The following is a 13,736-nucleotide window of genomic DNA, read 5'->3' on the forward strand; positions in this document are numbered from 1 at the left end:
TTTAGTCCCTTTAAGAATGAAAGTTTGCTTGCTTTACTGAAACGACCCCTCGAAGCAATCGATAGCCATAACCGCGAACACTATGAATGATATTGATGCCGAAGTGCTTTTTGATTTTGTTTCGAAGGCGGCTTATGGATTTCTCCAGAACACGTGAGTCATAGAGTTTGATATTCAAACCCATGGATTCGGCCATAGAGTCATGGTGCAGGATATTGCCTTCTGCATTGATAAGCGCATCCAGGGCTTTCATTTCCTGATAAGCCAGATCCAGTTTGAACTCATCGTTGTATAAGTGCAGGCATGTTTGGTCCAGGGTCAGCTTAATGGCGGGCTGCCATTCAGGTGTTTCGAGCAACTCTGAAAGTAACCTGGCTTTTTCATCCTGATCGTTAGGTACATTGATACAATGATCTGCACCGGCCAGGTAACATTCAATTTTGGTTTGCGGAGCGCGAAAATTGATTGCAACGATAATGGACAGTTCTGTTGGACTCGTGCGTAATTTCTTGATGAGCGCCAGGCAGTCATTAAGAATGGAAGGGCTCTCAATGTCGATTAGTACGGCATCGTGGGCTTGAGCTTCGCTATCTGGGTTTAATGGGTTTGTGTAATCTAATGTATATATATGTGTGAGATTGGGTGCAAATAACTGTCGAAGTTTCTCTGCCGAGCGCCAAGTGCGCCCAATAGCGAGAATACCCCTCTGGCTATTTTCGATTTTGCTCTCAGTACTCATCGTGCAAATTACTCATATGTGCTGGCGCTGCAATCTTAATACACAAAATACTGAAATTATCTGACTTTTTATAACATTTTGAGCTTGTCAGCAGGTGCCATTCGATTGCCAGTAGTTTCAGTTGAATCAATGACATAGCCAACTGTGGAGGCTTTAGCCAATTTGATTTTTTGATATCCGATTTAGTTGGTGAGCGCCTTTGCGTCGGACTAGGCCCTCTAGGTTGACTTTTCTATGATCAATACTGAAGCGAGGCTGATCCGCGGACCGGGCTACAGAATGAGGCATCACTGAGAAGTCTTGCGTATAAATTGTGCGGAAGTCCGCATTTTTGATTTCTGGAGTTGATTTATAAGAATATTCCACGGTGTTCTATGGCAGTCTAGGTGCGCGCTCGAAAGGCGCCAGTTCAACTGTCGCCTCTTTTTAGGGCAGATGAGAGCGGGGGGATATTAATTGATTCCTTTTACATTATATTTGTAATATTTTATGTCAAGAGCTGATTTTGTGAACAGTGTAGTTATTCCGTCTGGTGATTGAATACGAAAAGACAAGAGTGATGTCAGTTGGCCATTATACTTAAGTATTAGTCTAAGGGGGAGAGCCAGTCATTGGTCTTTTTCGCAATTAATCATCCATGACACGCCAAACCGATCGACCAGCATCCCGAAGCGTGCCGCCCAGAACGTCGTCTCCAATGGCATCTGAATACTCCCGCCTTGCGCCAATGCCGCAAACACTCGCTCTGCCTCAACGACACTGTCGACATTCAACGACACCGAACAACCGCTCATGCCGGCGCTGGGGCGATCGGGTGTGGTATCCGACCCCATGATCGACTGATCCCCGACCAACAGGCGCGTATGAATGATCAGGTTGTGGCAGTCCGCTGGCACATGGTCGCGAGCCGGAGTTTCGCCAAAGGTCATCATGACTTCGATCTGGCCAGGCAGGCTTTTGGCGTAGAAGTTGAAGGCATCCTGGCAGTCGCCGTTGAAGATCAGGTACGGGGTGATTTTCATGTTCTGCTCCCGGTGATGGAGTGGGGCACGTCGGTTGGACGTTCAGGTTCGTCTTCCAATTCCATTAGGCATTGACTCCTCATAGCAAAGCGCTAAAACGTGGTGAGCGGCGGTACTTTTTTAGATGTTTTTCCTATGGGCGAGACGAGGCTTATCGCCTCATATCCACGTAAAGTGGGCGTTGCTCATTCCCCATACCGTATGACCTGCCGCGCCCCTTTACATCCGCCACCGAGTCCATCGCCCTATGCCTGTCCTTACCCGTTTCGCCTCTTTGCTCGACCAGGCGAGGCGTGCCTTGCTGCTGGTCTGGGGTACGTCCCGCGGGCTGTTTCTGGGGTTGGTGCTGGCGACGCTGATCGCTGGTGTGCTGCCGGCACTGGCAGCCTGGTTGGGGCAGCGGATTGTCGACGCGGTAGTTACCGCGATGCAGTTGCACGCGCAACAGGGCAGCGCGCCGTTGTGGCCGGTCGTGCGCTATGTGCTGTTTGAAGCGGGCGTGCTTGCATTGCTGTCCGGGACGCAGCGCGCGCTGTCGGTGCAGCAGTCGCTGTTGCGGGTGCAGTTGGGGCAGAAGGTCAACACGATGATTCTGGAGAAGGCCCAGACGTTATCGTTGGTGCAGTTCGAGAACTCAGAGTTCTACGACAAGCTGGTTCGGGTGCGGCGCGAGGCATCGACCCGACCATTGGCGCTGGTGATGAAGTCGCTGGGGCTGATCCAGAACCTGATCGTGTTGATCAGCTTTGGCGTGTTGCTGGTGCATTTTTCGCCCTGGGCGCTGGTTCTGCTGGTGGTTGGGGCGTTGCCGGTGTTCTTTGCCGAAGCGCACTTTTCCGGGGATGCCTTTCGGCTGTTCACGCGCCGGGCACCGGAGAGTCGGCAGCAGAACTACATCGAGACACTGCTCTCCCACGAGGGCTACATCAAAGAAGTGAAGCTGTTCGGCTTCGCGCCGCTGTTGTTGCAGCGTTATCGGGACACGTTTGCTCGTCTCTACGCCGAAGACCGGCGTCTGACGTTACGTCGCGATGGTTGGGGATTTGTGCTGGGACTGCTGGGCACCGCGGCGTTTTATCTGGCCTATGCGTGGGTCGTGGTCGATACCGTTCACGGCAGCATCAGCCTCGGGCAAATGACCATGTACCTGGTGCTGTTCAAGCAGGGGCAGACGGCGGTGAGCAGCAGCTTGAGCGCCATCAGTGGTCTCTACGAGGACGGCCTTTACCTGTCGAGCCTTTATGAGTATCTGGCCGAACCGGTGGTGGCCGATGCCGGAAGCCTTACAGTGGGTGCGGTGCCCGGCGATGGGTTGCGTTTCGAGCGTGTCGGTTTCCGTTATCCGGGGGCGAGCCGCGCTGCTTTACAGGGCATCGATCTGCACCTGTTGCCCGGACACAGTGTCGCGCTGGTGGGGGAAAACGGTTCGGGCAAAACCACGCTGATCAAGTTGTTGACGCGGTTGTATCGCCCTGAACAGGGCCGCATTCTGTTGGATGGCAGTGATTTGCAGGCCTGGGAAGAAGAGGCGCTGAGACGGCGCATCGGCGTGATCTTCCAGGACTACATTCGCTACCAGTTCTCCGTGGGCGAGAACATCGGCGTGGGCGACACCCTGGCGTTCAACGATGAAAACCGTTGGCAGCAAGCGGCCGCCGAAGGCATGGCCGCGCCTTTCATCGAGCGTCTGGATCGTGGTTACGCCACGCAATTGGGACGGTGGTTTGCCGGTGGACAGGAACTGTCCGGTGGGCAATGGCAAAAGATCGCCTTGTCTCGCGCTTACATGCGCCGCGACGCCGATATCCTGATTCTGGATGAACCGACCTCAGCCCTGGACCCGGCGGCGGAAGCGGCGGTGTTCGAGCATTTCAGCCAACACACCGAAGGGCGCATGACGTTGCTGATTTCTCACCGCTTCTCCAGCGTGCGCAATGCCGACCACATCATCGTGCTGGACCAGGGGTCGATCCTTGAGCGAGGCGATCACGACAGCCTGGTCGCGGCGGGTGGGCGTTATGCGCAGTTGTTCAACGTGCAGGCGCGTGGTTATCGATAGCCGCAAACTTGTGTTGCGCGATCATGGACAACCCACCGGCATCATCCGGTCGCGCAGGTTCAGCAAGCGCAAGGCCTGTTCCAGCAAGAGCGCGACGACGATGGCCCCGGCCGCGATGACGAACAGTAACCCGTGATGACCGCCGCTGGCGTTGAACAGCGCCGAGTAGGCAAACCCGGCGATGGCCTGAAAGGTTGCGAATGAAACCGTGGCGCGGCTCCAGGCCACTTGCTGGTGATGGTGTTGTGGCACCAGCTCATGCACCCGGGCCAGCGCCAGCGGCACGATGCCCGGCGGGAACGAACCGAGGATTACTGCCAGCAGGGCCAGGGCGGTGAATGAACTCGATATCGCCAGCAAGCCGACGGCAATCGCCTGCACCACCAGTACCAGGCGGATGCTCAGCTTCGCCCCCAGTTGATCGGCCAGAAAGCCATAACTCACCGGCCCGACTATCGCGCCGAGGCCGTACATCACCCAGATCAGTGCACCGACATGGGGCCCGGCACCGAGGCCGCGTGCCACGTAATCCACCAGAAACACCATGGCTGGCACCAGCCCGGCAGCCATGAACGCGTACTGTGCAAACAGCAGATAAAGGTTGGGATCAAACGGCGATTTGGTGTGCTGAGCGTGTGGTGCAGCCGTTTCATTGGCAACGGATGACGGCCAGCCAAACCAGCTGGCGGCGGTCAGAATCAAGGCCAAGGCGCCGAGCCCAAGCCAAGTGTTCTGTAAGCCAAGGCTCAGCAGCGGCGGAACGAGGGTGCCTGAGCCGGCAATGCCCAAGCCGATGCCCAGGAAAATCGCACCGCTGGCCAGGCCTCGGCGCGAGGCGGGCACATGGGGCAACACGGTTGCCGCCACCAGTACCATGATCGCGCCACCGGCAATCCCCGACAGCAATCGCCAACCGAAGAACCAGCTCACCGATAACGGAAAGGCACAGGCAAAAAACGCCAGTGTCACCGCCAGCATCATCAGCCGCAAAGCGGCTTTGTTGGACGTGCGACGGGCCAGCGGATGGCCGATCAGTGCGCCGATCAAGTAGCCCACTAGATTGGCGGCGCCGAGGTACACCACGTCGCTGGCGGAAAACCACTGGGCCTGAATCAATGACGGAATCAACGGCGTGTAGGCAAAACGCGCCAGACCAATACTGACCAGGCTGGCGCAGAGGCCGGCGAAGATCGGCAGCCAGATCGCGCTGCGCCCAGTGTCGAGGGAGGTGCTGTGCATGGGAGCGGTCCTGTGAATTTGTGCTTGGCCTCCAGCATATCGAGGAAAGCTGATGCAATATTGCTGCGATTTCGCGCTACGATGATGCGTATATGCATCACTACGGGAAACGCCATGAATTGGGATGATGCGCGAGTGTTTTTGGCGGTTTGTCGCGAATCGACATTACGCGGTGCAGCGCGGGTGCTGAAGGTCGATCAGGCAACCGTCGGCCGGCGAATCGCCGCGCTGGAAAAATCGTTGAATGCGACTTTGTTTCTGCGCACCTCCGAGGGCTATGCGCTGACAGCGGTCGGCGAAGCGGCGTTGCAATCCGTGGAGAAGATGGAGCACTCGGCATTTGAGCTGGAGCGACAGATTCAGGGCCTCGACGAACGATTGATCGGCAATGTGCGCGTCAGCACTACCGATTCTCTGGCCATCGATTTTCTGATCCCGGCCATCGCTCGTTTGCATGCGGTGCACCCCGACGTGCGGGTGCAGTTGGACGCCTCCACGCAAATCCTCAGCCTGGCCAAGCGTGAAGCCGACATCGCCGTGCGCAACACCCGGCCGGACAACCCCGACCTGATCGCCCGGCGCATCGCGCGCTGGCCGGTGGGGCTGTTCGCCTCGCGAAGTTATGTCGAGGCCAACGGCATGCCGCAACCGGGCTCGGCCTTCGAGGGGCATGATCTGGTGGTGTATCAGCCGTACTTGCAGGGCAACAAGAACATGACCCTGGTCTCGGAACCCCTGAGCCGTGGGCGGATTGTCGCCAGCCTGAGTTCCAGCCTGCTGGTGCGTCGTTCGATTGCCGCGGGTCTCGGGGTGGGGGAGATCCCGGTGTACATGGGCGAGCGCGATGGGCTGGTCAGGCTCTGGCCGGAACGCACGCGCCCGCTGCCGTATGAAGTGTGGCTGGTGACCCATGCTGACCTGCGTCACACCGCACGGGTGCGAGCGGTGATCGAGCAGATTGTCGAGGCGTTTGCGCTGGAGAATGAATAAGTCAGGCTGTTCGTGTCGGTCCCCATTCAGTCAAAACAAATCACCCATCCTGCCGGCCCCCGACCATTCACAGCCTTCCAGCGTCAGCAACCGCTCTTTCGCCTCAAGCCCCCCGGCAAACCCCGTCAATTTCCCCGACGCCCCAATCACCCGATGACACGGCGCGACGATCGATATCGGATTTTTGCCGTTGGCTGCACCCACCGCCCGAACCGCGCTGGGATTGCCGATCTGCCGGGCTATCTCGCTGTAGCTGCGCGTCTCGCCAAACGGAATCGTCAGCAATGCCTGCCACACCTGCTTCTGAAAGTCCGTCCCGGCAAAGTCCAGTTCCAGCTCGAAATGATTACGCGTGCCGGCAAAGTATTCCCGCAACTGCTGTGCGGCGCGTATCAGGATCGGGTTGTCCGCCGCTTCACTCATCGGCCCCAGTCTTACCCGACCGGGTTTGTCGTTTTCCCAGAGAATGGCCGCCAGACGCGTGCCTTTCGCGACCAGCTTCAACTCGCCGACCGGCGACGCCAGGGTGGTGAAGGTGTAGGTCATGCTGGCGGACTCCGCACACGTGTTGAACAGGGGTCCAGCATACTGCCTCGCCGGGGAGGCGCAATACGCAATTGCAGCCATACTTGCCTACTGCTTTTGAACCGTTCCCTCTGTCTTTGCACAGAGCCTAAAAACAAAAAAGAGACCGACTCATGAAGTTCGAACCTTTTGCCAAATCGCTTATGGCGACCACCTTGGCGCTGAGCTGCCTGATGGCCCATGCGGCCTCCGTCGCCCCGGTCGCGGCCGAAAATGGCATGGTCGTCACCGCCCAGCATCTGGCCAGCCACGTCGGCGTCGATGTCCTCAAGAATGGCGGCAATGCAGTCGATGCGGCGGTGGCGGTGGGGTATGCGCTGGCGGTGGTGTACCCCGCTGCAGGCAACCTGGGCGGCGGCGGCTTCATGACGATTCAATTGGCGGACGGGCGCAAGACCTTCCTCGACTTCCGTGAAAAAGCGCCGCTGGCCGCCACGGCCGACATGTACCTCGACAAGCAGGGCAACGTCATCCCTGATCTCAGCACCCGCGGCCACTTGGCCGTCGGCGTGCCAGGCACTGTGTCTGGCATGGAGCTGGCGCTGAAGAAATTCGGCACCAAACCCCGCAAGGAAGTGATCGCCCCGGCGATCAAACTTGCTGAAGACGGTTTTGTACTGGAGCAGGGCGATGTCGATTTGCTGGAGTACGCCACAGACGTCTTCAAGAAAGACATGCGCGACTCGGGCTCGATCTTCCTGAGCAATGGCGAGCCGATGCAGGTCGGGCAGAAACTCGTGCAAAAAGACTTGAGCAAAACCCTGCGGGAAATTTCCGAGAAGGGCGCCGACGGTTTCTATAAAGGCTGGGTGGCCGACGCTATTGTCACCTCCAGCCAGGCCAACAAGGGCATCATCACCCAGGCCGACCTCGACAAATACCAGACCCGCGAACTGGCACCCATCGAGTGCGACTACCGCGGCTACCACGTGGTCTCGGCGCCGCCGCCAAGCTCCGGTGGTGTGGTGATCTGCGAGATCATGAACATCCTCGACGGCTACCCGATGAAAGACCTCGGCTACCGCTCGGCGCAGGCCATGCACTACCAGATCGAAGCGATGCGCCACGCGTATGTGGACCGCAACAGCTACCTCGGCGACCCGGACTTCGTGAAAAATCCGATCGCCCATTTGCTGGATAAAAACTACGCGACCAAAATCCGCGCCGCCATCGATCCGCAAAAGGCCGGCGTGTCCCGCGAACTCAAACCCGGTGTAGCGCCCCACGAAGGCAGCAACACCACCCATTACTCGATCGTCGACAAATGGGGCAACGCGGTATCGGTGACCTACACCCTCAACGACTGGTTCGGCGCCGGCGTGATGGCGAGCAAAACCGGGGTCATCCTCAATGATGAAATGGACGACTTCACCTCGAAAATCGGTGTGCCGAACATGTACGGCCTGGTGCAGGGCGAAGCGAACGCCATCGCCCCTGGCAAGGCACCGCTGTCGTCCATGAGCCCGACCATCGTCACCAAGGATGGCAAAGTCGTCATGGTCGTCGGCACTCCCGGTGGCAGCCGCATCATCACCGCGACCCTGCTGACCATGCTCAACGTGATCGACTACGGCATGAACATCCAGGAAGCGGTGGATGCGCCGCGTTTCCATCAGCAATGGCTGCCGGAAGAAACCAACCTGGAGAACTTCGCCACCAGTCCGGACACCAAGAGGATGCTCGAAAGTTGGGGGCACAAGTTTGCCGGCCCCCAGGACCCCAACCATATTGCGGCTATTCTGGTAGGTGCGCCTTCGCTGGAAGGCAAACCTGTGGGCAAGAACCGGTTCTATGGGGCGAACGACCCACGGCGTAATACCGGGTTGTCACTCGGTTACTGAAACAGGCGATCATCGGCCACCCCGACTCCCTGGGTGGCCTCGATCCCGGGTAGCAGTCGTAAAGTCGGTTAGCCACGTTCATTCGGGCAACCGCATTCGCTGATATGGCGAGCGCTGCGCGCTCGAACGCAGCCTCGCAAGCTCGACAGCTGCTACATAGGCTACATAGGCTACATAGGCTAGAAGGGAGTTGAAATCCATCGTTCCAGTGACCTGTCTAAGGAAGGAAGCCATGAGCACCGCACTCCTGATCATCGATGTCCAACGCGCGCTGTGCACCGGCGAGTATGAATGCTTCGACATCCAGCGCGTCATCGACACCATCAACGGCCTCAGCACCAAAGCCCGAACCGCCAATATTCCGGTCATCCTGATCCAGCACGAAGAAGAGGGCGACCTGCTGCAATACGGCACCGAAGGCTGGCAACTGGCCGACGGCCTGAAGACGTCACCCCAAGACCTGCGCGTGCGCAAAACCACTCCGGATTCGTTTTACCAGACCCACCTGCATGAACATCTGCAAGAGCTGGACGTCGACCGCCTGATTATCTGCGGCCTGCAAACCGATTACTGCGTCAATGCCACGGTCCGTGAGGCATTATCGCGAGGCTATGACGTAGTGCTGGCAGCCGACGCCCATACCACGATCGACAATGGCACGATGAGCGCCGAAGACATCATCACCGAACACAACAAGGATCTGGCGCATCTGACCGGTTCCGTGGCGCGGATCGATGTCGTGCCGGCCAGCGAAATCAATATCTGAAAGCATCGGTGGTTCCTGGATGTATTTCCCTCTCGCTTCAAATAAAACGGGCGCCGATCATGGCGCCCATTTTTGTTCAATCCGTTTGTAGCCGCCGCACCACCGCCTGAAAACGCTCCGACGCGATCCAGTCCGGATCCGCATCCTCCACCAGCAGCATGATCCCCAGATAGTGTTCCAGATGCAGCGTAATCGTCTGCCCCTCGACGGCCAGGTCCCAATAACGCTGGTCCAATCCATTGATCTGTGCCGTCCAGGTCCCGCCCAGCCCTCGTGCCAACTCACTGGCGATGCGATTGAACAGATCCCGGTCGGATGTTTGCGAGAGATAAATTTCCCGTGGCGGCGGGGGCGACGGATCAGTCATGTTTTGCTCCTTGAGAATGAGCATGACTTTACGCTTCCTGCTGGATTTGTGGCGAGCGAGCCATACCAAAACAAGCGCCTTTTCACGTTTGTCTCGGCATACTGGCGCGCTCAAAGAATGGAATCTGCCCATGCCCCCGACCTTGTTCTGCTCTAACGCTCGCCGCGCTTTACTGCTGGGGTTTCTCGCATTCTCTGCCGCAGCCCATGCCAGTAGCTTCGATTGCACCAGCGCCGCCAGCTCCAGTGAAAAAGCCATTTGCGCCGACGCTTACACGTCGAAGCTGGACCAAAAACTGGGAGCGGTCTGGCGCTCGACGCTGGAAAAAGTCACCGCCCCTAAAGTGTTAAAAGCAGACCAGCGTGAGTGGTTGAAACAACGTAACCGCTGCGCAGACCAAATCGATTGCCTGCGCCAACAGTACTTGATGCGCATCACTGAACTCGAACACGCGGCCATTCCGTTTACCTGGGACGCGACTTGGCAGCGCATTCCCTGGGGCGTTTCGACGGGAGCTGAGTTGAAGACAAAGCGTCGGGATTCGACTCATCTCGTCTTCGAAGTTTCTGCCGCGAGCGGCGCCAACTCTGGCGACCTGGATGGCGTCGCCAAACTGGATGGCACTCAGGCGCATTACGTCGAAGGTGCATGCGCGTTGACCTTCCAAGCCATCAACGGCGTGCTTGATGTCACCCAGGACGGCGCCGATGCCGATTGTGGTGCGGGCATGGGCGTGTTCTATGCCGGGCGCTATGTCGCGTCGGAACAGCCCTTGGCTCTGGACAACGATTTGCTGAGTCTGGGGTTGGCGCGTACACAGCAAGAAGACGATGCATTGCGGCAATTGCTCAAGGACGATTACCAGACGCTGGTGGACAGCAGCAGTTCCAGGCTGATCGGCGATGAGTCGAATGACCTGCCGGGCGCCGAAGTGACTGAAATGTGGGTACGCGGGCTGGGCAATACCAACGCCGCCATCCTCATGCGTACAGCGGACGTTCGATTTTGGCTAGTGCTGCTGGTGTTCGATGAGCAGAACAATTCCCGAGCCCGTTACTACACCAACGCGTCGGATTGGAAAGGCCGCTTACCCGATGTGCTGCAGCATTGGTATGACGAGCGAACGAAAGGGCAGGTGATGCCGTTGGATCTGATGCCTTAATGCAATCTCGTTGGCGACCGCGCTAATGCGACGCTGACGAGTAGTTATGTCTAGACTCGGTTGTTGGCTCGATAGAAGTGGGCGGTAACGGAACAACAGAAATAAAAGCACGCCCCAATGCCGGTAAGTTAAGAAATTTGAGCGACGAAAGCCTCGCTCCCACAGGTTCTGCACTTTGGCTCACTGGCATTAGCGTCTACCTCAATAAGAAGAGAACACAAAAATGACCAAGGTCAGCGATACCCAGCAGCGAAGTCCCCTGATCGAGACACGCTCGATCGATTACATCCCCGAGGCCGAGCGCCATGGCAGCCTCTACAGCCAGTTCACCCTGTGGCTCGGCGCCAATCTGCAGATCACGGCGATTGTGACCGGCGCGCTGGCCGTGGTGCTGGGTGGCGATGTGTTCTGGTCACTCATTGGTTTGCTGGTCGGCCAGTTGCTCGGCGGCGCGGTGGTGGCGCTGCACGCTGCACAAGGACCTAAGCTCGGGCTGCCGCAGATGATCTCCAGTCGCGTGCAATTCGGGGTCTATGGGGCGGCGATTCCGATTGTGCTGGTGTGCCTGATGTACCTCGGCTTCAGCGCCACCGGCGCGGTATTGTCGGGGCAGGCCATTGCTCAGTTGGTCCATGTCAGCGACAGCGCCGGCATCCTGATTTTCGCCTCCTGCATCGCGTTTCTGACCCTCTTCGGTTATCGGGTCATCCACCTGGTGGGCAGGGTGGCGAGCGTGCTGGGCATCATCGCCTTCGTCTATCTGTTTACCCGGTTGATGACGCTCAACGACATCGGTCTGTTGCTGGAAAACCGCCATTTCGGCTGGAGTACTTTCTTGCTGGCGGTGTCTCTTTCCGCATCCTGGCAGATTGCGTTCGGCCCTTATGTGGCCGACTACTCACGCTACCTGCCGAGCAAGACCTCGTCCTGGAAGACTTTCACCGCCGTCGGCCTGGGGACGGTGGTGGGGGCCCAGGCTTCCATGGTGCTGGGAGTGTTCGCCGCTGCGTTGGCGGGCGCGAATTTTCGTGGGCATGAAGTCGCCACCATCGTCGGGTTGGGCAGTACCGGGGTGATGGCCTCCCTGCTGTACTTGAGTGTGGTGTTCGGCAAGGTCACGGTGTCGACCCTCAACGCTTATGGCAGCTTCATGTGCGTGGCCACCATCATCAGTGGCTTTCGTCGTGGCTTCGAAATATCCGCCGGTAAACGCATGCTGTTTGTGCTGGTGATTGTCGGCGCGTCCACCACGCTCGCGCTGCTGGGGCAGTACTCGTTCCTGAGCACGTTCAAGTACTTCATCCTCTTCCTGCTGACGTTCTTCACGCCGTGGAGCGCGATCAACCTGGTGGATTACTACTTCATCAACAAGGAGCGCTATGACATCCCGGCGTTGTCCGACCCGGCGGGGCGTTATGGCCGTTGGAATGTGTTGGGGATCAGCGTGTATGTGCTCGGTGTGTTGGTCCAGCTGCCTTTTGTAGACACTCACTTCTACTCCGGACCAATGGTCGCGCAGCTCGGCGGTGTCGATATTTCCTGGATCGTCGGGCTGGTGGTGCCGGGCATGCTCTATTACTGGCTGGCCAGGACATCAGCGCTTGCGGTGTCGGTCGAGCGCAGTTCGCAGGCTTGAATGCCCGGTCATCAAAGGGGGCAGGGCGGGCGCGCGGCTAACTACCGGGTCCTCGAGCGTCTCCTATACTGATCCGCGTTGACGGTTCAACGCAGACACCGAATGCCGCCGGAACAGCAGCCAGCGTTCCGGCGACTTCCCTACGACTCAACAGTAAGGAGAACGAACATGGCAATCCGTATTGGCGACGAGGCACCGGACTTTACCGCTGAAAGCACCGAGGGCCCGCTGCATTTCCATGAGTGGATCGGTGACAAGTGGGCGATTCTGTTCTCGCACCCCAAGGACTTCACCCCGGTGTGCACCACTGAGCTTGGCTACATGGCGGGGCTCAAGCCGGAGTTCGATAAGCGCAACACCAAAATCGTCGGGCTCAGTGTCGACCCTGTCAGTAACCATAAGACCTGGGCCAAAGACATCGAAGAGACCCAGGGGCATGCGGTCAACTACCCCATGATCGGCGACGAGAATCTGGTGGTGGCGAAGCTCTACGACATGATTCATCCGAATGCCAGTGGTGGCGTACGGACTGCCGTGGACAACGCCACGGTGCGTTCGGTGTTCATTATCGGCCCGGACAAAAAGGTCAAGGCGATGCTGATCTACCCGATGAGTGCCGGGCGCAACTTCGATGAAGTGCTGCGTCTGCTCGACTCTCTGCAACTGAACGCCAAGCACACCGTCGCCACGCCGGTGAACTGGCGTCCGGGCGAGGACGTCATCATTCCCACTTCGGTCTCCGATGAGGACGCCAGGAAGAAATACCCGGATGGCTTCAAGACGCTGAAACCTTATTTGCGCACCGTGGCGCAACCGAAGTAACTCATCTGTTCGGAGAGCACCCACATGGCCGTCCAGGTCCTGCGCGTTGATGCAACCCACATCGATAAAGTCGCCAGCCTCTTCGACGCCTATCGAGGCTTTTACGGCCAGCCCTCGAACCTGATGCAGTCTCGCGCTTTCATCGCAGAGCGCATCGCCAGGGACGAATCGGTGATTTTCTTCGCCGAAGACTCCACGGGCGAAGCGCTCGGCTTTGTCCAGTTGTACCCGACGTTCTCCTCTATCGACGCCCACCGCACCTGGCTGCTCAACGACCTCTTCACCACACCTGCCGCCCGAGGCAGAGGGGTAGGGACGTTGCTGATGAACACCGCCCGAGCCTTTGCGCTGTTGACCGGCGCCAAGGGCATGGTGCTGGAAACGGCCACGGACAATCACCTTGCGCAACGGTTGTATGAGTCATTGGGCTATGTGCGTGATACGGGTTACTACACCTATTGCCTCGACTTGAAGTAGGCGCAAACTTGTGACCCCAGCGCCAGCCATT

General features: G+C 58.1%; 13 protein-coding genes. 8 read left to right on the forward strand and 5 right to left on the reverse strand.

What is annotated here, in order from left to right; genetic code table 11:
* Positions 1–10: 10 nt before the first annotated feature.
* Complete coding sequence (locus PSH69_RS10095; protein WP_305411857.1) at positions 11–739, reverse strand: winged helix-turn-helix domain-containing protein; 729 nt, start codon at positions 737–739, stop codon at positions 11–13.
* A 608-nt stretch (positions 740–1,347) separates the two neighbouring features.
* Positions 1,348–1,761, reverse strand: coding sequence for a VOC family protein (locus PSH69_RS10100; protein ID WP_305411858.1), 414 nt, complete (start codon positions 1,759–1,761; stop codon positions 1,348–1,350).
* 247 nt (positions 1,762–2,008) lie between these two features.
* Here PSH69_RS10100 and PSH69_RS10105 point away from each other — a divergent pair, with 247 nt between their 5' ends.
* Complete coding sequence (locus PSH69_RS10105; RefSeq protein WP_305411859.1) at positions 2,009–3,820, forward strand: ABC transporter ATP-binding protein; 1,812 nt, start codon at positions 2,009–2,011, stop codon at positions 3,818–3,820.
* Between the two features lie 21 nt (positions 3,821–3,841).
* On the opposite strand, the gene PSH69_RS10110 is transcribed toward PSH69_RS10105, so the two are convergent.
* Positions 3,842–5,059: a YbfB/YjiJ family MFS transporter gene (locus PSH69_RS10110; RefSeq protein ID WP_305411860.1), complete on the reverse strand. Its 1,218-nt coding sequence runs from the start codon at positions 5,057–5,059 to the stop codon at positions 3,842–3,844.
* A 114-nt stretch (positions 5,060–5,173) separates the two neighbouring features.
* On the opposite strand from PSH69_RS10110, the gene PSH69_RS10115 reads away from it, so the two are divergent.
* Entirely contained in the window at positions 5,174–6,049 is an 876-nt protein-coding gene (locus PSH69_RS10115) for a LysR family transcriptional regulator (protein ID WP_019581995.1), read from the forward strand.
* A gap of 30 nt (positions 6,050–6,079) precedes the next feature.
* Here the strand turns inward: PSH69_RS10115 and PSH69_RS10120 are convergent, their stop codons facing one another.
* Entirely contained in the window at positions 6,080–6,595 is a 516-nt protein-coding gene (locus PSH69_RS10120) for a methylated-DNA--[protein]-cysteine S-methyltransferase (RefSeq protein WP_096480759.1), read from the reverse strand.
* Positions 6,596–6,747: 152 nt separating this feature from the next.
* Between PSH69_RS10120 and ggt the strand changes: the two genes are divergently transcribed.
* Both ggt and PSH69_RS10130 read left to right on the forward strand, forming a co-directional pair.
* Complete coding sequence (ggt, locus tag PSH69_RS10125; protein WP_305411862.1) at positions 6,748–8,475, forward strand: gamma-glutamyltransferase; 1,728 nt, start codon at positions 6,748–6,750, stop codon at positions 8,473–8,475.
* A 232-nt stretch (positions 8,476–8,707) separates the two neighbouring features.
* Positions 8,708–9,241, forward strand: coding sequence for a cysteine hydrolase family protein (locus PSH69_RS10130; RefSeq protein WP_305411863.1), 534 nt, complete (start codon positions 8,708–8,710; stop codon positions 9,239–9,241).
* Positions 9,242–9,317: 76 nt separating this feature from the next.
* Here PSH69_RS10130 and PSH69_RS10135 read toward each other — a convergent pair whose 3' ends face one another.
* Positions 9,318–9,608: a DUF3630 family protein gene (locus tag PSH69_RS10135; protein WP_019582000.1), complete on the reverse strand. Its 291-nt coding sequence runs from the start codon at positions 9,606–9,608 to the stop codon at positions 9,318–9,320.
* Positions 9,609–9,738: 130 nt separating this feature from the next.
* Between PSH69_RS10135 and PSH69_RS10140 the strand changes: the two genes are divergently transcribed.
* The 4 genes from PSH69_RS10140 to PSH69_RS10155 all read left to right on the forward strand — a co-directional run bounded on the left by PSH69_RS10140 (position 9,739) and on the right by PSH69_RS10155 (position 13,705).
* Positions 9,739–10,770 carry a lysozyme inhibitor LprI family protein gene (locus tag PSH69_RS10140; protein ID WP_305411865.1) on the forward strand — a complete coding sequence of 344 codons (1,032 nt, stop codon included), beginning with the start codon at positions 9,739–9,741 and terminating at the stop codon, positions 10,768–10,770.
* 223 nt (positions 10,771–10,993) lie between these two features.
* Entirely contained in the window at positions 10,994–12,406 is a 1,413-nt protein-coding gene (locus PSH69_RS10145) for a cytosine permease (protein ID WP_086945331.1), read from the forward strand.
* A 168-nt stretch (positions 12,407–12,574) separates the two neighbouring features.
* Positions 12,575–13,228: a peroxiredoxin gene (locus PSH69_RS10150; protein WP_305411867.1), complete on the forward strand. Its 654-nt coding sequence runs from the start codon at positions 12,575–12,577 to the stop codon at positions 13,226–13,228.
* Between the two features lie 24 nt (positions 13,229–13,252).
* Positions 13,253–13,705, forward strand: coding sequence for an N-acetyltransferase (locus PSH69_RS10155; protein ID WP_018928248.1), 453 nt, complete (start codon positions 13,253–13,255; stop codon positions 13,703–13,705).
* Positions 13,706–13,736 lie beyond the last annotated feature (31 nt).

Origin of the sequence: Pseudomonas sp. FP1740, from assembly GCF_030687165.1 — a bacterium.
Lineage (GTDB): Bacteria > Pseudomonadota > Gammaproteobacteria > Pseudomonadales > Pseudomonadaceae > Aquipseudomonas.